General features: G+C 71.1%; 14 protein-coding genes and 1 tRNA gene. 13 read left to right on the top strand and 2 right to left on the bottom strand.

Annotated elements, in window-relative coordinates; translation table 11 throughout:
- Position 1 precedes the first annotated feature (1 nt).
- The 11 genes from FYX01_RS15610 to FYX01_RS15560 all read left to right on the top strand — a co-directional run bounded on the left by FYX01_RS15610 (position 2) and on the right by FYX01_RS15560 (position 17,290).
- Positions 2-949, top strand: a complete 948-nt coding sequence (locus tag FYX01_RS15610; RefSeq protein WP_150241995.1) for a carbohydrate ABC transporter permease — start codon at positions 2-4, stop codon at positions 947-949.
- A 2-nt stretch (positions 950-951) separates the two neighbouring features.
- Positions 952-1,842: a carbohydrate ABC transporter permease gene (locus FYX01_RS15605; protein WP_150241993.1), complete on the top strand. Its 891-nt coding sequence runs from the start codon at positions 952-954 to the stop codon at positions 1,840-1,842.
- A gap of 55 nt (positions 1,843-1,897) precedes the next feature.
- Complete coding sequence (locus FYX01_RS15600; protein WP_150241991.1) at positions 1,898-2,968, top strand: arabinan endo-1,5-alpha-L-arabinosidase; 1,071 nt, start codon at positions 1,898-1,900, stop codon at positions 2,966-2,968.
- 72 nt (positions 2,969-3,040) lie between these two features.
- Complete coding sequence (arfA, locus tag FYX01_RS15595; RefSeq protein WP_150241989.1) at positions 3,041-4,564, top strand: arabinosylfuranosidase ArfA; 1,524 nt, start codon at positions 3,041-3,043, stop codon at positions 4,562-4,564.
- A 37-nt stretch (positions 4,565-4,601) separates the two neighbouring features.
- Positions 4,602-5,693, top strand: a complete 1,092-nt coding sequence (chvE, locus tag FYX01_RS15590) for a multiple monosaccharide ABC transporter substrate-binding protein (protein WP_150241987.1) — start codon at positions 4,602-4,604, stop codon at positions 5,691-5,693.
- Positions 5,690-7,270, top strand: a complete 1,581-nt coding sequence (locus tag FYX01_RS15585; protein ID WP_150241986.1) for a sugar ABC transporter ATP-binding protein — start codon at positions 5,690-5,692, stop codon at positions 7,268-7,270. The genes chvE and FYX01_RS15585 overlap by 4 nt, the downstream gene beginning before the upstream one ends.
- Positions 7,267-8,547: a multiple monosaccharide ABC transporter permease gene (gene mmsB / locus FYX01_RS15580; protein ID WP_150241984.1), complete on the top strand. Its 1,281-nt coding sequence runs from the start codon at positions 7,267-7,269 to the stop codon at positions 8,545-8,547. The genes FYX01_RS15585 and mmsB overlap by 4 nt, the downstream gene beginning before the upstream one ends.
- 182 nt (positions 8,548-8,729) lie before the next feature.
- Complete coding sequence (gene dnaG / locus FYX01_RS27180; protein WP_150241982.1) at positions 8,730-11,555, top strand: DNA primase; 2,826 nt, start codon at positions 8,730-8,732, stop codon at positions 11,553-11,555.
- A 104-nt stretch (positions 11,556-11,659) separates the two neighbouring features.
- On the top strand, positions 11,660-12,745 hold the full coding sequence (gene rpoD, locus FYX01_RS15570; RefSeq protein ID WP_150242314.1) for an RNA polymerase sigma factor RpoD: 1,086 nt from the start codon (positions 11,660-11,662) through the stop codon (positions 12,743-12,745).
- Positions 12,746-12,923: 178 nt separating this feature from the next.
- Positions 12,924-14,249: a glycoside hydrolase family 18 protein gene (locus FYX01_RS15565; protein WP_150241980.1), complete on the top strand. Its 1,326-nt coding sequence runs from the start codon at positions 12,924-12,926 to the stop codon at positions 14,247-14,249.
- A gap of 137 nt (positions 14,250-14,386) precedes the next feature.
- Positions 14,387-17,290, top strand: a complete 2,904-nt coding sequence (locus tag FYX01_RS15560) for an FAD-binding and (Fe-S)-binding domain-containing protein (RefSeq protein ID WP_150241978.1) — start codon at positions 14,387-14,389, stop codon at positions 17,288-17,290.
- A 233-nt stretch (positions 17,291-17,523) separates the two neighbouring features.
- Here the strand turns inward: FYX01_RS15560 and FYX01_RS15555 are convergent, their stop codons facing one another.
- Complete coding sequence (locus FYX01_RS15555) at positions 17,524-18,045, bottom strand: hypothetical protein (protein ID WP_150241976.1); 522 nt, start codon at positions 18,043-18,045, stop codon at positions 17,524-17,526.
- Positions 18,045-18,386: a hypothetical protein gene (locus tag FYX01_RS15550; protein ID WP_150241974.1), complete on the bottom strand. Its 342-nt coding sequence runs from the start codon at positions 18,384-18,386 to the stop codon at positions 18,045-18,047. The genes FYX01_RS15555 and FYX01_RS15550 overlap by 1 nt, the downstream gene beginning before the upstream one ends.
- Before the next feature lie 159 nt (positions 18,387-18,545).
- On the opposite strand from FYX01_RS15550, the gene FYX01_RS15545 reads away from it, so the two are divergent.
- Positions 18,546-18,618, top strand: a tRNA-Asn gene (locus tag FYX01_RS15545).
- 510 nt (positions 18,619-19,128) lie between these two features.
- Positions 19,129-20,739 (top strand): glucuronyl esterase domain-containing protein, encoded by a 1,611-nt coding sequence (locus tag FYX01_RS15540; protein WP_150241972.1) that lies wholly within the window; start codon positions 19,129-19,131, stop codon positions 20,737-20,739.
- The last annotated feature ends 180 nt before the right edge of the window (positions 20,740-20,919 follow it).

Here is a 20,919-nt window from a genome sequence, read left to right as displayed (position 1 = left end):
CATGACCAGCCAGACCAGCGCTCCCGAGCCGCGCACATCCCCCGGCGCGCCCCCGAGCGCAGCACGCGACCTCGTCGACGTACGCCGCGGGCCGACCACGTGGACCGGCCTGTGGTTCGTCCTGCCCTTCCTCGCCTTCTACCTCCTCTTCCTGCTGTGGCCCGCCGTCGTCGGCCTCGGCTACGCCTTCACCGACCGCAGCCTGGCCGGAGGGCCGCTCTCCTTCGTGGGGACGGCCAACTGGCGGGAGAGCCTGACCGACCCGGCCCTGTACGACTCCCTGTGGAACACGCTGTGGTTCACGGTCCTGAGCGTGCCCCTGATGGTCCTGCTCGCGCTCGGCATGGCACTGCTGACCGACCACGCCCGCAGGCTCGGATGGTTCCTGCGACTGTCGTTCTTCGCGCCGTTCGTGCTCCCGGTCGCGGTGATGACCCTCATCTGGAACTGGATGTACAACCCGAGCCTGGGCCTGTTCAACGGCACCCTGGCCCGGTTCGGCGTCCAGGGCCCCGAGTGGCTCTTCAGCGAGGACACGGCGATGTTCTCCGTGGTCATCGCCACCGCCTGGTGGCAGGTCGGCTTCAACTACCTGCTGTACCTGGCCGCCATGCAGTCCATCCCCAAGGAGGTCTACGAGGCGGCGTCCATCGACGGTGCGGGGACCTGGCAGCGCATCGGCCGCATCACCCTGCCACTGCTGGCGCGTACCACCGCGCTCATCACCGTCCTCCAGCTCATCGGGTCCCTGCGCGTGTTCGAGCAGATCTACCTGATGACCATGGGCGGCCCCAACTTCGCCACCCGAACCGTCATCCAGTACATCTACGACTCCGGGTTCGTGGGGCTGCGCGTCGGCCTGGCCTCGTCCATGGCCTACATCTTCATGGTCCTGATCATCGCCGCGTCCATCGCCCAGTTCCGCCTGTTCTCCCGGAAGGAGGCCTGACCATGGTCACCTCCACCACCCGGCCCGCCGCACCGACCGCGGCGTCCGCCCCCGCACGACCCCTCCGGCGGCGGCGCGTCACGGTGGGCTCCACCGCCCTGTACACGGTCGCCGCCCTGGCCGCCCTCCTCTGGCTCGTCCCGCTGCTGTGGGCGTTCGCCACCTCGGTCAAACCCGAGGGCGAGACGACCGCCATGCCGCCCGCCTGGTTCACCCCCGACGCCACCTTCGAGGCCTACGCGCAGGTCCTGGGGCGCGGGGACATCATCCGGTGGACCATGAACTCGCTGATCATCACCGTGATCGTCACCGCGCTCACCCTGGTGGTGTGCGTGCTGGCCGCCTACGGGTTCTCCCGGTTCGACTTCCGGGGCCGCTCCTGGCTGTTCGCCCTGATCATCGGCGGCATCCTCATCCCGCCGCAGACCCTGATCGTGCCGCAGTTCGTCCTGATGACCCAGCTCGGCCTGGTGGACACCTACTGGGGCGTCGCGCTCCCGCAGGTGGTCGCCCCGGTCTTCGTGTTCATCCTCAAGCGGTTCTTCGACGCCATCCCGCGCGACTACGAGGACGCGGCCAGGATCGACGGCGCCGGGTCCGTGCGCGTGCTGTGGAGCGTCATCCTGCCGCTGTCCCGGCCCATCCTCACCGCCGTGGGCATCTTCACCTTCATCGGTGCCTGGAACAACTTCCTGTGGCCGTTCATCGTGACCAACGATCCGGAGATGATGACCCTCCCCGTCGGGCTGGGCACCGTCCTGGGGCAGTACGGAATCCAGTACGCCCAGGTCATGGCCTCCGCCGTGCTGGGCGCCATCCCCCTGCTCATCGTCTTCCTGCTGTTCCAGAGGCACATCGTCACGGGCGTGGCGGGTGCCGGGATCAAGGGCTGATCCGCTCCCGCCAGCCCGCTCCCCGTTCCGCTCCCACCACCCCCCAGGAGCGCTCATGCGACCTCCGCTCATCCGGATCGCGGCGGCCCTCACCGCCGCGGCCCTGGCCACGTCCCTGACCACCGCCCTGACCGGATCCGCCTCCGCGGCGCGCTCCGACTGGGACGTGCCGCCCAACAACCCCGGGCTGCCGGTCCTCGGCTACCAGCCCGACGGCATCCACCCCTTCGCCGGGGGCCTGAGGGTCCACGACCCCGCCCTGTACCGGGGCGGCGACGGCGAGGACTGGTACGTCTTCGGCACCGGCCACGCCGAACTCGGCGACGGCAACATCCAGATCCGCAGTTCACCGAACGGGCGGCACTGGACCTACACCGGCACCGTCTGGGACGCCAAGCCCGGCTGGCTCACGGAGAGGATCCCCGGGGTGGAGACCCTCTGGGCCCCCGAGATCCACCACTCCGACGGCACCTACTACCTGTACTACTCGGCCTCCACCTTCGGCTCGAACCGCTCGCTCATCGCCCTGGCCACCAACACCACCCTGGACCCCGACGACCCCGACCACGAGTGGGTCGACCGGGGCCCGGTGTTCGAGTCCTTCGAGGGCGACCCCTACAACGCCATCGACCCCGGCGTCGTCGAGGACGCCGAGGGACGCCACTGGATGACGTTCGGCTCGTTCTGGAGCGGTATCCGCATGGTCGAGCTGGACTGGCCGGGCGGCGGGGCCGTCGAGGGCGCCGAGGTGCTGCACCTGGCCGACCGCCGTGAGCCGCCCAACGCCATCGAGGCGCCCCACATCACCCACCGCGACGGCTACCACTACCTCTTCGTCTCCCTCGACCACTGCTGCCGCGTCGGCAGCGACTACAAGGTCGCCGTCGGCCGGTCCGCCGACGTCACGGGCCCCTACGTGGACGCCGACGGAGTCCCCCTGCTGGAGGGCGGCGGCACCGTGATCCTCGCCGAGGAGGGCACCATCACCGGCTCGGGAGGGCAGTCCGTCTCCGGCGGTCTGCTCGCCTACCACTACTACGACACCGACCTGGGCCCCGACTTCGACTTCCGGATGGCCATCCGGAAGCTGCACTGGACGGCCGACGGCTGGCCCCACGTCCAGTAGACCCGCCGACCGACCGACCGACCGACCGGCCCGGATGACGCCCGGGCCGGGCCACACCACGAGGAGACCGCCATGCTCAACGCCTCCCTCCGCGTCGACGCCGCCACCCCCGTCGCCCCGGTCCACCGCCGCACGTTCGGCTCCTTCGTCGAACACATGGGCCGCTGTGTCCACACCGGCGTCCACGAACCCGACCACCCCACCGCCGACGCCGACGGCTTCCGGCGCGACGTCGCCGAACTGGTCCGCGAACTGGGCGTGACGACCGTGCGCTACCCGGGCGGCAACTTCGTCTCCGGGTACCGGTGGGAGGACGGGGTCGGCCCCAAGGAACAGCGTCCGGTCCGCCGCGACCTGGCCTGGCACAGCATCGAGACCAACCAGTTCGGCCTCAACGAGTTCGCGACCTGGTGCAAGCGTCTGGACATCGAACCGATGATGGCCGTCAACCTCGGTACCCGGGGACTCCAGGAGGCCCTGGACCTGCTGGAGTACGCCAACCACCCCGACGGCACCCACCTGTCGGACCTGCGCGCGGCCCACGGCCACCCCGACCCCCACGGCATCCGCATGTGGTGCCTGGGCAACGAGATGGACGGCCCCTGGCAGATCGGCCACCTCGACGCCCGCTCCTACGGCCGCAAGGCGGCCCGGGTGGCCCGGGCCATGAAGATGGCCGACCGCGACCTGGAACTGGTCGTGTGCGGCAGTTCCGGATCGACCATGCCCACCTTCGGCGAGTGGGAGGCCACCGTCCTGGAGGAGACCTACGACGCCGTCGACCACATCTCCCTGCACGCCTACTACGAGGAGCACGACGGAGACCTGGCCAGCTTCCTCGGCGCGGTCACGGACATGGACCACTTCATCGACTCCGTCGTCTCCACCGCCGACGCCGTCGGCGCCAGGCTCCGCGACCCCAAACGCATCCAGCTGTCCTTCGACGAGTGGAACGTCTGGTACCTGAGCCGCCACCAGGAGCAGGCCGCCGTGCAGCCCACCGACGACTGGAGGGTCGCGCCCCGCGTCATCGAGGACCAGTACAACGTGGCCGACGCCGTCGTGGTCGGCAACATGCTCATCAGCCTGCTCCGGCACAGCGACCGGGTCACCGCCGCCAGCCAGGCCCAGCTCGTCAACGTGATCGCGCCGATCATGACCGAGCCGGGCGGTCCCGCCTGGCGCCAGACCATCTTCCACCCCTTCGCCCTCACCGCCGCCTCCGCCACCGGCCACGTGCTGCGCGCCGAGGTCACCGCGCCCGTGCAGGAGACCGCCCGGTACGGCGAGGTCCCCGTGGCCGACGCCGCGGTCACCTCCGACCCGGACACCGGGCACGCCGCCCTGTTCCTCGTCAACCGCTCCACCGACCAGCCGCTCACCCTCCGGGCCGACCTGCGCGGCCTCGACCCGACCGGCGTGTCCCGCGTTCTCACCCTCGCCGACGACGACGTGTACGCCGCCAACACCATGGACCACCCCGACCGGGTCGTCCCCCGGGACAACGAGTCCGCGCGGCTGGAGGCGGGGCGGCTCACCGTCACCCTGCCACCGGTCTCCTGGACCGCCCTCACCCTGACCACCGGCAGCCGTTGAACCGGCACGGATGAAGAAGAGAGAAGAGGACACGCGCATGCGACACCACCTTCGGAAGGCGGTCGTCCCGGCACTGCTCGGGGCGGCCCTGCTGCTCACCGCCTGCAACGGCGTCGGCGACGCCGCCCAGGACTCCGGTGAGAACGGCACCATCGGCATCGCCATGCCCACCCAGTCGTCGGAGCGCTGGATCAACGACGGCGAGAACATGGTCGCCGAGTTCGAGTCCCGCGGCTTCGGCACCGACCTCCAGTACGCCGAGGACGTCGTGGAGGACCAGGTCGCCCAGATCGAGAACATGATCACCAGGGGCGCCGACGTCCTGGTCATCGCCGCCATCGACGGCGAGGCCCTCGGCGACGTGCTCGGCATGGCCGCCTCCGGCGACATCCCCGTGATCGCCTACGACCGCCTCATCCGCGGCAGCGAACACGTCGACTACTACGCCACCTTCGACAACTTCCAGGTGGGCGTACTCCAGGGCCAGTACATCGTGGACGCCCTCGACCTGGGGAACGAGGACGGACCGTTCAACATCGAGCTGTTCGGCGGATCGCCCGACGACAACAACGCCTACTTCTTCAACGACGGGGCGATGTCGGTGCTCCAGCCCCACATCGACGACGGCACCCTCGTGGTCCGGAGCGGCCAGACCTCCATGGACCAGATCGCCACCCAGCGCTGGTCCGGCTCCCTCGCCCAGGACCGCATGGACAACCTGCTCAGCGCCAATTACTCCGACGAGGAGGTGCACGCGGTCCTGTCGCCCTACGACGGCATCAGTCTCGGAGTGATCGAGTCCCTGCGCGCGGTCGGCTACGGCACCGGGGAGAAGCCGCTGCCCGTCATCACCGGCCAGGACGCCGAGGCCGCATCGGTCAAGTCGATCATCGCCGGGGAGCAGACCCAGACCGTCTTCAAGGACACCCGGGCCCTGGCCACCCAGACGGTCGACATGGTCGAGGCGCTGCTGGCGGAGGAGGAGGTCCCGGTCAACGACACCGAGACCTACGACAACGGGGTCAAGGTCGTCCCCTCCCACCTGCTCGAACCCGTCTCGGTGGACGTCGACAACTACCACGACGTCCTGGTCGGCAGCGGCTACTACGAGGAGTCTGAACTCGAATGAGACAGGAGGAGAGGCGGTCCGCCTCCCGGGGCGGACCGCTCCTTTCGATGCGGGACATCCACAAGGACTTCCCCGGGGTGCGGGCCCTGGACGGGGTGTCGCTGAGCGTCGGGCACGGCCGGGTCCACGCCCTGATGGGGGAGAACGGCGCCGGGAAGTCCACGCTGATGAAGGTGCTCAGCGGCGTCCACCCGGCGGGCTCCTACACCGGCGGGATCCTCGTCGACGGCGAGCCCTGCGCCTTCTCCGGCGTCGCCGACAGCGAGGACGCCGGCATCGCCATCATCCACCAGGAACTCGCCCTCATCCCGCAGCTGTCGATCAGCGAGAACGTCTTCCTCGGCCACGAACGGGCCCGGTACGGCGTCGTCGACTGGGGCGCCACCCACGCCCGTGCCCACGAACTCCTGCGCAGGGTCGGACTGGACGAGAACCCGGCCACGCCCGTCTCGGCGCTGAGCGTGGGCGCCAGACAGCTCGTGGAGATCGCCAAGGCCCTGGCCAAGCGGGTGCGGCTGCTCATCCTCGACGAGCCGACCTCGGCGCTCAACGAGGCGGAGAGCACCCGGCTGCTCGAACTCCTCCTGGACCTGCGGGAGCAGGGCGTGACGTGCATCCTCATCTCGCACAAGCTCGGCGAGGTGGTGCGCGTCTGCGACGAGATCACCATCCTGCGGGACGGCCGCGCCATCGAGACCCTCGCCGTGGAGCGCGACGCCGACGGGACCCCCTCCGTCGACGAGGACCGCATCATCCGCGGAATGGTCGGCCGCGAGCTGGACCAGCGCCACCCCGAGCGGATCGGAGAGATCGGTGAGGTGCGCTTCGAGGTCCGGGACTGGACGGTGGACCACCCGGCCCGGACCGGGCACCGCGTGGTGGACGGGGCCCACCTCACCCTGCGGGCCGGGGAGGTCGTGGGCATGGCGGGGCTCATGGGCGCCGGGCGCACCGAGTTCGCGATGAGCCTGTTCGGCCGCTCCTACGGACGCCACGTCCGCGGCATCCTGCTCAAGGACGGCGTCGAAATGGCGACCGGGAGCGTCACCGAGGCCATCCGGGGCGGGATCGCCTACGTCCCCGAGGACCGCAAGTCGCTCGGCCTGGTGCTCGACGACGACATCCGCCACAACACCACGATGGCGGCGCTGGACCGCGTGTCCGCGCGCGGGGTCCTCGACCCGGGCCTCGAAGCCGTGGAGGCCTCCCGTATGAGCGAGCGGATGCGGGTCAGGAGCCACGGCGCGACCCAGGTCGTGCGCACCCTCAGCGGAGGCAACCAGCAGAAGGTCGTGCTGGGCAAGTGGATGTTCACCCGGCCCGAGCTGCTGATCCTCGACGAACCCACCCGGGGCATCGACGTCGGAGCCAAGTACGAGATCTACCTGATCGTGCGCCAGCTCGCCGCCGAGGGCGCCTGCGTACTGCTGATCTCCTCCGAGCTCCCCGAGATCCTCGGCATGTGCGACCGGATCTACACGATGTGCGAGGGGCGCATCACCGGAGAGGTCCCCGGCGAGGGGGCCGACCAGGAAACCCTCATGAGACTGATGACGCGAACCGGGGGACACCCGTGAAAGAACCAGACAGGACCTCCCGCCTCGCACGGATCGGCGGCGCGCTGGTGAGCGGGAACTCCCGCCAGTACGGCATGGCCATCGCCCTGGTGGCCATCATCGTGCTGTTCCAGATCCTCACCGGAGGACTGCTCCTCACACCGCTCAACGTCACCAACCTGATCATGCAGAACTCCTACATCCTGATCCTGGCGATCGGGATGATGCTGGTCATCGTCACCGGCCACATCGACCTGTCGGTCGGCTCGGTGGTGGCGTTCACCGGCGCGGTGTCGGCGATCATGCTCACCTCGTGGGGGCTGCCGACGGTCGCGGTCGTGCCCGTCGCCCTGCTCATCGGCGCGCTCATCGGCGCCTGGCAGGGCTTCTGGGTCGCCTACGTACGCGTCCCCGCGTTCATCGTCACCCTCGCCGGGATGCTCATCTTCCGCGGCGCGACCCTGGCGGTCCTGGGCGGGGAGTCCGTCGCCCCGCTTCCCCAGTCCCTGCGCGACATCGCCAGCGGCTTCCTGCCGGGCCAGGGCGGGGGCCCGCACGTGCCGACCCTGCTGCTGGGCGCGCTCGGGGCCGCCGCGATCGTGTGGATCCAGTGGGGCACCCGGGCCCGCTCCCGCGGGTACGGGCTGCCGGTCGCGCCCGCGCCGGTCACCGCCGCCACCTCGGCCCTCACCGTCGTGGCCATCCTGGCGTTCACCTACGTGCTGGCCGACTACAACGGGCTCCCCCTCGTGGGCCTGCTGCTCGTCGCGCTCATCGCGGGGTACTCGTTCGTGATGCGCTCCACGACCATGGGCAGGCGCGTCTACGCCGTCGGCGGCAGCGAACAGGCCGCGGCGCTGTCCGGGATCAGGACCCAGCGCACCACGTTCTGGGTGTTCGTCAACATGGGCGTGCTCTCGGCGCTGGCCGGGCTCGTCTTCACGGCACGGCTCAACGCCGCCACACCCGGGGCCGGGACCATGTTCGAGCTCGACGCGATCGCGGCGGCCTTCATCGGCGGCGCCTCCGCCTCCGGGGGCGTGGGCACCGTCGTCGGGGCCGTCGTCGGCGCGCTGGTCATGGGCGTCCTGAACAACGGCATGTCGTTGATCGGCCTGGGCGTGGACTGGCAGCAGCTCATCAAGGGACTGGTGCTGCTGCTCGCGGTGGCCTTCGACATCTACAACAAGCGCCGCGTCAACACCGGGCCCGCCGCCTCGGCCGCCCCCCGGCCGCGCGGGGGAGGGGCCGACAGCGGACCACCGCCCCTCGCGGACAAGGCGCGGGCGAGCTCCTGAGAGGAGACGTCTCCGGGAGGTCCCGGGCACTCACTGGTAGCCCCGGACCTCCCGGAAGACCTGCTCCAGCTCCTGCTTCCGGGCGTCGAACACCCGGCCGCCCGCGGACTCCACCGGTCCGGTCGTCCCGGGGGCTGTGGACGGGGGCCGGAAGGCCGACGGGGAGAACTACCCTGGAGACCGTGGCAGGTCGGATCAGAGACGAAGACATCGCACTCGTACGCGAGCGCACCCCCATCGCGGACGTGATCGGTGAGTACCTCCAGCTCCGCAACGCCGGAGGCGGTTCGCTGAAGGGACTGTGCCCCTTCCACGACGAGAAGTCGCCCTCCTTCAACGTCACCCCCTCCAAGAACCTCTACTACTGCCTGGCAGGGGAGACCCGGGTCCTCACCCGTGACGGTGTGCGGCCGATCCGGGACCTCGCGGGCGGCAGGCACACGATCCTCACCAGGAGCGCCCGATGGGTGGAGGCGCCGTTCCACTCGTTCGGAGTGCAGCGGCTGATGCGCGTGACCCTGGACCGGAACGGCCAGAGCAAGGAGATCTACGCCACCCCGGAGCACCGCTGGTTCGTGCAGGCGGGCAAGGACCGGTCGGAGCTCCGTGAGGTCACCACCCGGCACCTGAAGCCGGACCACAGGCTCGGCTACGTCTTTCCGGCCGGACAGGTGACGACGACCGTCCCCTCCCCTTCCGGTGCCGCACACGGCACCACCTTCGGTGACGGGTCCCGGCCGGACCGGGGCAGCACGGCCCGGCTCGACGCCGAGAAGGGCCCCGCCCTCCTCAAGTGGTTTCCGAACGGCGAGACCTCGCAGCATGGTCGGCAGGTCCTCGTGCACCATCTGCCGGGCCACTTCAAGGACCTGCCGTCCCCGGAGGAGCCCCCCTCCTACCTGTACGGCTGGCTCGCCGGGCGCCTCGCCGCGGACGGACACGTCGCCGAGGACGGCGCGGTCGTGCTCGACTGCGCCGACCGCTCCGTGCTGGAGCACGTCCGTATGGTCGGCACACGGCTGGGTATCGGCACCTACGGCGTCACCGAGCAGGTAAGCGAGGGCCTCCCCGGCCGGGAACCCGCCTCGCTCTTCCGGGTGCGCTTCGTCAACGACGACCTGACCGAGGCGTTCTTCCTCCACGACGAACACCGGATCCGGTTCTCCGGGGCGAGGGGGAAGTCCGCACGTCGGGGCTGGACCGTGCGCTCGGTGGAGGAGACCGACCGCGTCGAGGAGGTCTTCTGCGCGGTCGTCGAGGACGGGCACGCGTTCGTCCTGGAGGACAACATCCTCACGGGCAACTGCTTCGGCTGCGGCGAGGGCGGCGACACCATCTCCTTCGTGCAGAGGATGGAGAGCCTCAGCTTCGCGGAGGCCGTCGAGACGCTGGCCCGCCAGATCGGCGTCACCCTGCGCTACGAGGAGGGCGGCCGCAGCACCGCCAGGCACGACTCGGGCAAGCGCCAGCGCCTGCTCGACGCGCACCGGGCGGCCGCCGAGTTCTACTCCGAACAGCTCCTGGCACCCGGCGCGATCACCGCCCGGCGCTTCCTGGACGAGCGCGGGTTCAACCGGACCCACGCCGAGCGCTTCGGCCTCGGCTACGCGCCGGCGGGATGGGAGAACCTCACCGCCCACCTGCGCCGCAAGGGCTTCACCGACCAGGAGCTGGTCGAGGGCGGCCTGGCCACCCAGGGGCGGCGCGGCGCCTACGACCGCTTCCGCAACCGGCTGCTGTGGCCCATCCGCGAGGTCACCGGCGAGGTGGTCGGCTTCGGCGCCCGCAAGCTCGACTCCGGTGAGGACGGGCCCAAGTACCTCAACTCCCCCGAGAGCCCCATCTTCCACAAGGGGCGGCTGCTCTACGGACTCGACCTCGCCAAACGGGACATCTCCCGGGAGGGCAAGGCGGTCATCGTCGAGGGCTACACCGACGTGATGGCGTGCCATGACGCCGGGGTGACCACCGCCGTGGCCACCTGCGGCACCTCCTTCGGCGAGGACCACATCAAGATCCTGCGCCGGATGCTGCTCGGGCGCACCAACCAGGGCGGCAAGGTCGTCTTCACCTTCGACGGCGACAAGGCGGGGCAGAAGGCGGCCGTGCGCGCCTTCGCCGAGGAACACGGCCTCACATCCGAGACCTACGTCGCGGTGCAGCCCAACGGCCTGGACCCCTGCGACCTGCGACTCCAGCACGGAGCACAGGCTGTCGTCGACCTGGTCGAGAACCCTCCTCCGCTCTACGAGTTCATGATCCGCAACGTCATGGAGGGCTACGACCTGAGCACCGCCGAAGGGCGGATCGCCGCGTTGGACGCCGCGGCTCCGGTGGTCGCGAGCATCCGCAACGAGGGTGTGCGCCTGGACTACGGCAAGAACCTCGACCGCTGGCTCGGCCTGATGGACGAAGCCTTCGTGCTGCGCCGGGTCAAGCAGCACATGCGCGGCGCCCGTGGCCGGGGCCCGGCGCTCCGGCCGCACTCCGCGCGGCCCGTGCCCACCCCGGACGCCGGGGAGGCACCCTACGACCTCGGCGACCCCTCCGTGCAGCGCGAGCGCCAGGCCCTCAAGATCGCCGTGCAGTACCCCTGGCTGGCCGTCGGCTTCGACGCCTTCACCGAGGAGGACTTCACCGTCCCCCAGCACCGGGCGGTGCTCAAGCTCATCACCGAGCGGGGAGGCGTGGCCGCCGCGCACGATCCCGCGGCGTGGGTGAGCGGCCTGCGCGAGGCCGCGCCCAATGACACGCAGCGTGATTTCCTCACGCGTTTGGCGGTCGAACAGCTGGAGTTCTATGGAGAACTCGACGAGCATTACGCCCGGCAAATACTGGGCACAGTCAAGACTCATTCCATCAATCGGCGCGAGTCAAACCTGAAGTCTCGGCTCTCCCGGCTCGACGCGGTCTCCCAGGCGGAGGAACACAACAGGATATTCACCGAACTCATGGCGCTCCAGCAGCAGAAACGCGCTCTCCAGGAGGAGCGTGCGAGCGGCATGTAGCGCCGGGGTGACAATAATAGTTCTCCCTTTATCGGTACCCGGGCGGGCACAATGGTGGGGTGGCTCCCACAGTTGTGACCAAGGAAACGCCGTCCGTCCGCCAGGTGGTCCGGCTGCTCCCCGACCCGGGTCGGGGCCCGGTCAGCCGCGGCGAGGTCGTCTCGGCCCTGAACCGGCTGGACCTGTCCCCGGACTACCTGGACCAGGCGGTCGCACACCTCGCCCAGGCCGGTGTGGAGGTCTCCGAGCCCGAGGAGGCCGGATCCTCCGCCGACGGCGGCCGACGCCCCGGATCGGACCTGGTACGGCTCTACCTGCGTGAGATCGGCCGGGTATCGCTGCTGACCGCCGAGCAGGAGGTGGACCTGGCCAAGGCGATCGAGGTCGGCCTGTACGCGCGGCACTGCGAACCCGCCGAGGGCGTGCGCACGGCGGAGGAGCTCACCGCGCTGGTCGAGGAGGGCGAAAGGGCCAAAGGGCGCCTGATCGAATCCAACCTGCGACTCGTCGTGTCCATCGCCAAACGTTATATGGGACGGGGGCTGCTTTTCCTCGACCTCATCCAGGAGGGCAACCTCGGCCTGATCCGCGCCGTGGAGAAGTTCGATTACCGAAAGGGCTTCAAATTCTCCACCTACGCGACATGGTGGATTCGGCAGGCCATCACGCGGGCGATCGCGGACCAGGCGCGCACGATCCGTATTCCCGTGCACATGGTCGAGACGATCAACAAGGTCGTCCGGGTCCGACACCAACTGCACCAGCAACTCGGGCGCGAACCCAGTATCGCCGAGATATCCTCGGCCGCCGGATTCGGCGGGGAGCGCGTCCTGGAAATCCAGCGGATCGCGCGGGAACCCGTTTCGCTCCAGTCGCCCATCGGTGAGGAGGAGTCCGACTTCGGCGACTTCATCGAGGACTCCGACGCGGTCGTCCCGGTCGAGGCGGCGTCCTTCACCGTCCTCCAGGAGCAGCTGGGACTCGTCCTCGCCGGTCTGTCCGACCGGGAGCGGCGTATCATCCGGCTGCGCTTCGGGATGGCCGACGGCCATCCGCACACCCTGGAGGAGGTGGGGCGCGAGTTCGGGGTGACCCGCGAGCGCATCCGCCAGATCGAGGCCAAGACGCTGGCCAAGCTCCGCCACCCCTCGCGTGCCGGGACGCTGCGCGACTTCCTCACCGGCGACTGAGCCACCCCGCCCCGGACGGCCACGCGCCCGCCACCGTTCGGTGCGGCCGCGGCGCCGGCCCCGGCAGGACCCGGCCACCCCCAACGCTCGGGCCCTCACGCGGGTTCCGCGACGGCCTGATGTGGCCGACCTGTCGGCGACCCGGGGATTCGCGGCACGCGGCGTCTAGGGTCGGGGTGTGAACGCCTTCCCATCCGCGCCGAGCACCGGATCCCTCTTCCGGCGGCGTCCACTGCTCGCCCTGGGCGCGGTCGCGGCCGCGGCGGTACTGATCACGGGAGTCTTCGTGGTGGCGAACGGAAGGAACCTCGAACGCATCGGCTACTTCGCCGACTGGAACGTGGCCAACCGCGACTTCACCGTCAAGGAGTTGGACGACAGCGGCGCCCCCGAGCACCTGACCCGCCTGATGTGGGCGTTCGGCGACGTCAGCCCGGAGGGGCTGTGCCACGTCCCGGGCAACCACGACCAGCCCTGGGAGCTCTACCAGCGTCGCTACGACGCGGGTGAGAGCCTCGACGGACGGGCCGACGACTACGAGCAGGAGCTCGCGGGCAGCCTCCACCAGCTGCGCCTGCTCCGGCAGAAGCACCCCCACCTGGGGGCCAGCCTGTCCCTGGGCGGGTGGAACTGGTCCACGCACTTCTCCACCGCGGCACGCACCGAGGAGTCGCGGGAGGCGTTCGTGTCCTCCTGCCTGGACCTGTGGCTGCGCGGCGACCTGCCGGTGTTCGAGGACGAGCCGCAGGGCGGCGACGGAGTGGCCGCCGGGATCTTCGACGGCATCGACCTGGACTGGGAGTGGCCCGGGGGAGGGGGCCACCCGGACAACGTGGAACACCCCGACGACGCCGCCGGCTTCGCCCTCCTGGTGGCCGAGTTCCGCCGCCAGCTCGACGAGCTGTCCCGGGAGACCGGTGCGGACTACACCCTGTCCGTGTCGCTGCCCGGAGGGACCGCGGCCAGCGGGGCCTACGACGACGCGGTCTTCGACCACGTCGACTTCGCCACCGTGCAGGGCTACGACTTCGCCGGGCCGTGGAACGAGGAGACCGCCTACCACTCCAACCTGTACACCCCCGGGTTCGACCCCGACGCCGACAGCGTCGACCGGGCGGTCCGGAGCTACCTGGACATGGGGGCGCCGCCGGAGAAACTGGTGATGGGCGTGCCCGCCTTCGGACGGGGCTGGCAGGGGGTGGCCCCCGCCGACGCCGGGCGCGGACAGGCGGCGGACGGGCCCGCCGACGACGCCTACGACGGGCCGACCATGGCCTTCTCCGAACTGCGGGAGCGCGAGGGGCGGCGCTTCCTGGACGAGGAGGCGGGCGCCTACTGGGTCTACGACGGCGACGAGTGGTGGACCTACGACAACCCCGAGGTCATCCGCCTCAAGGGCGAGTACGTGCTCGAACAGGGCCTGGGCGGGCTCATGGTGTGGAACCTGGACATGGACCCCGAGGGCGAGCTGGTCCGGGCCATGGACGACTCCCTCAAGAGCTGAACCAGCACGTCCGCGCGGGGCCGCGCCGGGCTCCGGACCCGCGCCCAGGCCCTGGATCCGGGCACCGGAACCGCCCGGCGGGGCGGGCCCGCGCGGCATGCTTGCGACGCCACGGCCCACCCGCCACGCTGTGCACCATGGCCGACCCGCACAGCACCACAGAACCGACCGACGTCGCCGCCCTGCGCCGTGATCTGGAGAGCCGTGTCCGGGGCACGGTCGCCTTCGACGCGGGGACCCTCGCCCTCTACACCTCCGACGCCTCCAACTACCGTCGCGTGCCCCTGGCCGTGGTCGTCCCCGAGACCGTCGAGGACTGCGTGGCGGCGGTCCGCGCCTGCGCCGAGCACGGTGTGCCGGTCGTTCCCCGGGGCGGCGGCACCTCCATCGCGGGCAACTCCATCGGCACCGGCGTGGTCATCGACACCTCGCGCCACCTGCGCGCCATCGAACGCGTCGACCCCGAGGCCCGCACCGCCACAGTGCAGCCCGGCGTCATCCTGGACGAGCTGCGCAAGGCCACGGCCGAGCACGGGCTCACCTTCGCCCCCGACCCCTCCACCCACAGCCGCTGCACCGTCGGCGGCATGGTCGGCAACAACGCCTGCGGCTCCCACTCGGTGGCCTGGGGCACCACCGCCGACAACATCGTCTCCCTCGACCTGCTGCTCAGCGACGGCACCAGGCTCACCGTGGGCTCCTGCGACAGCGACGAGGAACTGCGGGACCTGGCGCGCCGCCCCGGCCGCGAGGGCGAGATCCACGCGGCCCTGGCCCGCCTGGTGGAGGAGTACCGCGCCGAGCTGCGCACGGCCATGCCGGACTTTCGCCGCCGGGTGTCCGGCTACGCCCTGGACCGGCTGCTGCCGGAGAAGGGCCGCAACGTCGCCGCCGCGCTGGTGGGCACGGAGGGCACCTGCGCGTTCGTGCTCGGAGCCACCGTGCGCCTGGTCGAGACGCCGCCCGCCCGCGCGCTGGCCGTCCTGGGCTATCCGGACGCCCCCGCGGCGGCCGACGCCGTCCCCGACCTGCTCGGCCACCGGCCGCTCACGGTCGAGGGCATCAACCAGCGCATGGTCGCCGCCCTGGACAGCCACGGCTCCGGGTCCCGCGTGCCGCTTCCCGGGGGAGGGGCCTGGCTCCTGGTGGAGATCGCCGGACCGGACCCCGAGCGGGCCGCCGAGGCGGCCGAGGCCGTACTCTCCGGCCTTCCCGGGGCCTCACGGCCCCAGGACGCCCTCGTCGTCGCCGATCCCGCCCACCAGAAGGCGCTCTGGCGCATCCGCGAGGAGGGCGCCGGGCTCACCCAGCGCACACCCGCGGGAGACGAGGCCTGGTCGGGCTGGGAGGACGCCGCCGTGCCGCCCGAGAACCTGGGCGGCTACCTGCGCGACTTCGACGACCTCATGGAGCGCCACGGCCGCTTCGGTGTGGTCTACGGCCACTTCGGCGACGGCTGCCTGCACGTGCGCATCGACTTCGAGCTCACGCACGAGCGGGGCCGCCGCGAGTACCGGGAGTTCATGGAGGAGGCCGCGGGGATCGTCGTCAAGCACGGTGGTTCCCTGTCGGGCGAGCACGGCGACGGACAGGCGCGCTCCGAACTCCTCTCCCGCATGTACCCCGAGCGCCTCATCCGGGCCTTCGGCGAGTTCAAGCGGATCTGGGACCCCGCCGACATCATGAACCCCGGCATCATCGTCGATCCGCTCCCGCTCGACGCCGACGTGAGGGTGGACACCGACCCCCGGCCTCCACTGCCGCTGACGGACGTCACCATGGCCTACCGCGAGGACGACGGCGACTTCGCCAAGGCGCTGCGCCGCTGCTCCGGTATCGGCAAGTGCCGCCGCCAGGAGGGGCCGGGCGTCATGTGCCCCAGCTACCAGGTCACCCAGGAGGAGAAGCACTCCACCCGGGGGCGCGCCCACCTGCTGTTCGAGATGGCCAAGGGCGACGTCATCACCGACGGCTGGCGCTCGGAGGAGGTGCGCGAGAGCCTGGACCTGTGCCTGTCCTGCAAGGGCTGTCTGAGCGACTGCCCGGTCAACGTGGACATGGCCAGCTACAAGGCCGAGTTCCTGCACCAGCACTACCGGGGGCGGGTGCGGCCGGCCGCCCACTACTCGATGGGCTGGCTGCCGGTCTGGGCGCGCCTGGCCTCGCTCGCCCCGGCCGAGGCCAACCGGGCCGCCCGGCTGCCGGGGGTCTCGCGCCTGGCCAAGAAGGTCGCCGGGGTGGCCGCGCAGCGCGACCTGCCCTCGTTCGCCCGCACCACCTTCACCCGGGCGTTCCGTCGCCGCGCGGCGCGCGGCGAGGCCCGCACCGACGGGCCCGGGGTGGTGCTGTGGCCGGACACCTTCGGCAACCACCTCGACCCGAACGTGCTCGTCGCCGCCGTGCGCGTGCTGGAGGACGCCGGGTTCACCGTCGTGCTGCCCCGGGGCCAGGTGTGCTGCGGGCTGACATGGGTGTCCACCGGCCAGCTGGACGTGGCCCGCGCGGTGATGCGCCGTGCGGTGCGGGCCCTGGCACCGCTGGTGGAGGAGGGGCTGCCCGTGGTGGGGCTGGAGCCCAGCTGCACGGCCGCGCTGCGCCACGACCTCGTGGAGGTGCTCCCGGGGCCGGAGAGCGAGGGGGTGGCCGCCGCCGTGCACACCCTGGCGGGCTTCCTCAAGGAGTACGCCCCCGACTGGCAGCCGCCCCGGATCCCGGCCTCGGCGATGGCCCAGGTGCACTGCCACCAGCACGCGGTGATCGGCTTCGACGCCGACCGGGAGCTGATCGCGCGCGCGGGCATCGACGGGGAGGTGCTCGACTCGGGCTGCTGCGGTCTGGCGGGCGACTTCGGGTTCACCGAGGGCCACTACGAGGTGTCCACGGCCATCGGTGAGCGCGACTTGCTGCCCCGGGTGCGCGAGGCCTCACCGGACACCCTGGTGCTCGCCGACGGCTACAGCTGCCGCACCCAGATCGACCAGGGCACGGGTCGCCGCGCCCTGCACCTGGCCGAGGTCCTCGCCCGGGGCCTGGCGGACTGAGGGGCGACCTCAGCCCCAGGGGTCGGCTCGGGCGTCCACGGGGTTCTGGAGGGGGCGGAGGTGAGACGACGGGTAACTGCGGCCGCAGGCCGTCGTTTGAGGGTGGTGGCGGGCGACGGCGTGGGCACGGGCCGTCTCACCGGAGGCACCACTGCGCCTCCTTCAACCCGTTCCCGTTCCTCGGACGCCCGAACACGGGCCGAAGCGTAGCGGAGGCCCGCAGAAGGCACTGCCTAGACACCCATCTGGTCGTGGAGGGTGTCCAGGGCCCGCGAGACGGCGCCGGACAGGCGCTGGTCCCGCGGGTCCACGCCCTCGCCCAGGTGGATGCGCCAGGCCACGTCGGTACCGCCGGGCGGGCGGCGCGCCACCAGCCGGAAGCCGGTGGTGGAGTCGGCGCGGGGGAAGGGTACGAACCGGTTGACCAGGATGGTCGCGGTGACGCGCTCGGAGACGGCCTCGGCCAGGCGGCGGTAGTCCACGCCGTCGGCGTCGGGGTCCGAACGCAGGCGTACGGTGTGCTCGCCCGACCCCTCCTCCAGGAACGTGAAGGTGTCCGGGGTCCAGCGGGCCTGGTCGATGTCCTGCCAGGGCACGGTGCGGCCGTCGGGCAGGTGCAGGGCGCGCGTGGTGGCGGCCAGGACCGGGCTTTCCTCCCCGGCCGGGGCGGCGACGGGCGCGTGCGCCAGCACACGCTCGCCCCGCTCCAGCCGGGCGCGTACCGCGGAGGGCACGCCCCTGGTGAACAGGGCCACTAGCGCTCTCCACCGGCGCCGGGAGCGCCCTTGTCCCCCCGCGGCTGGGTGCCGTTGGAGTTCTGGCTCTCCCACTCGACGAACTCGATCTCCTCGTCGGTGGGACGGGCCAGGAAGTCGCGCAGCGACGTGACCGGCATCCTGTCCACGGCCTTGTCGTAGACGGTGCGGCCCGCGTTGCCGACCTGGGCGCCGACGAGCCCGGCCACCTCCTGGACGACGGGGCTGTCCGCCATCTTGCGGGCGCTGCGGGCGAGCTGCTCGTAGCGGTTCCTGCCCGCCTTCGCGCCCAGGACGTAACCGATGGCGAGTCCGGCGGCGAACGTGATCCGGTAGCGCATGGGGCACCTCTTCAGCCTCGGGGACGATCGGCGTGATCCTGCCTCGACGTTACCCCGAAGGGCCTCCACCACACATGGACGACACCGGTCACGAGCACTCCTCGGAGGGCGCTAGGCTAGGAGTGTCCTCACGGCCCGGAAGGGCCGCCGAGTACGCCATCCCGCGTAGCTCAATCGGCAGAGCAGCCGGCTGTTAACCGGCAGGTTACTGGTTCGAGTCCAGTCGCGGGAGCGGTAGGGACAGGGTCTCTCCCCAGCAGGGGAGGGGCCCTGTCGTCGTTCCGGGGCCCGGAGGCGTCGTGGCGTGCCGCCGCGCCGGCTGGCCTCCACCGTTCCCCTCCCTCCCCGCTCCCCCGTGCGCACGGTCGCGCGCGGCGACCTCACACCGTGCTGATCGCCGACGGACTTCCCCGGTCACAGGCGTATGGCCTGTTCATCGCGCCCTTTCCGCTCGTCCGGCACGTCTGTTCCGAAAAATTCCGGAAAAACTCCGTTCCTCTCCTGGAAAACAGCCGGAACTTCTTCTTAGTATGGGTCACCATCTGGTTCCGGCCGGCGACCCACCGCAACCCCCACCGGAAGTCCACACGCCGTCTCCCCGCCACCGCGTCCCCGGTGGCGCCCTTCGCCGGACGTGGCCAGTGCCTACCCCCCGTTGGTGCGCACCGGCGGATACGTGACCCCGACGCCGTCCGGCACGGGGCCGTTCCCGTCGGCCGCGCACCCTCCTCCGGAGGTCCTCATGCACTTCCATCGATATCGCCCCCGGACGTGGACGGCCGCCGCCTTCGTGGTCGCCGCGAGCCTGGTCGCCACCACCCTCAGCCCGCGGGCCGCGTCCGCCGACGAACACGACGGTGCCGACTGCGCGGTACCCGGATCCGTCCCCTCGGTCTCCGACTCCCTGCTTCCCGATCCCTTCACGAAGCTGGACGGCACGCGCGTCTCCAGCAGGGCGGAGTGGGAGTGCCGACGGGCGGAGATCCACGAACTGGCGGAGCGCTCCGTCTACGGCGAGAAGCCCGCACCGCCGGACAGCGTCACGGGGACGGTCTCCTCGTCCAGCATCACGGTGAACGTGACGGACCAGGGGCGGAGCACCAGCTTCTCGGCCTCGGTCGACCTGCCGAGCGGTTCCGGGCCCTTCCCGGCCGTCATCGTCTACGGGGGATTCGGAGCGGACACGGACACCATCAAGGCCGCCGGCGCCGCCGTCATCAGCTACGACCCCTTCGCGGTCGGGGCGGAGGGCACGTCCCGAAGCAACAAGCAGGGCGCCTTCTACGACATCTACGGCTCTTCGAGCGGCACGGGACTGCTCATGTCCTGGGCCTGGGGCACGAGCCGCATCATCGACGTCATCGAGCAGTCGGGCGGCGGTGTGCTCCAGTCGGACGCGACCGGTGTCACGGGATGCTCGCGGTACGGCAAGGGCGCCTTCGTGGCCGGTGCGTTCGACCAGCGCATCGATCTGACCATGCCGGTCGAGTCGGGTACCGGTGGCGCTCCCGTCTTCCGCGGGATCGCCCAGGAGAGCGGCTCCCAGCCCCTGGACAGCGCCTACGGAGAGGAGCCGTGGCTGGGTGACGCGTTCGGCTCCCACACGGGCGACCCGAGCACGCTGCCGGTGGACACGCACGAGATCGTGGGCATGATCGCGCCGCGGGGACTCCTCATCATGGAGAACCCCCACGTCGAGTGGTTGGGCGCCCGGTCCGGGAGCGTGGCGGCCCTGGGCGGAGCCGAGGTCTACAGGGCGCTCGGCGCTGGGGAGAACATCAGTTACTCGTCCGACGTCCAGGACGGTACCCACTGCGCCACCAGGTCCGAGTGGCAGGGACCCCTGCGGCAGAGCATCGAGGCGTTCCTGCTGGGTACGGGCGAGGCCCCCGGCGTGTTCAGGATCTCGTCCAGCAAGTCCGGTGACCTGTCCGGATGGAGGGACTGGCAGACCCCGACCCTGACCGGTGACGGCGACGAGGACCCCCCGGGCGACGAGGACCCCCCGGGCGACGAGGACCCGCCGGGCGACGAGGACCCGCCTGGCGACGGCGTCTGCACCGCCGGCTACCGGACGGTCAACAGCTGGTCCGGCGGCTTCCAGGGCGAGGTGACGGTCCGCAACGACAGCGCCGGCGCGCTCAACGGCTGGACCGTCGACATGGCCCTGGCCTCCGGCCAGTCCATCAGCAACCTCTGGAACGGCGAGAGCACCGGAACCAGCGGGGCCGTCACGGTGGGCAACACCCCGTGGAACGGCACCGTCGCGGCCGACGGCACCGTCACCTTCGGTTTCACCGCCACCGGCGACTCCTCCACCGAGCCCGGCGGCCTCACCTGTTCCAGCCCCTGACCGATTCCGCGCACACCCTGACGGTCCCGTCCCGGCCCGTGTCCACCGGCCGGGGCGGGACCTCGTCCGAACCCGCGAAACCTCACGTCCGGGGACGTGTAGGGCCTCGGAGCCGGGGGAGCACGGTGGAAAACGCGTCGCGAGCACTCTCCGGAAGGCGCTAGGCTAGTGGGCGTCGAC

The sequence above is a fragment of the Nocardiopsis quinghaiensis genome (assembly GCF_008638365.1).
Lineage (GTDB): Bacteria > Actinomycetota > Actinomycetes > Streptosporangiales > Streptosporangiaceae > Nocardiopsis > Nocardiopsis quinghaiensis.
The sequence above is the reverse complement of the archived record's forward strand: the minus strand, read 5'-3'. Positions and strand labels throughout refer to the sequence as shown.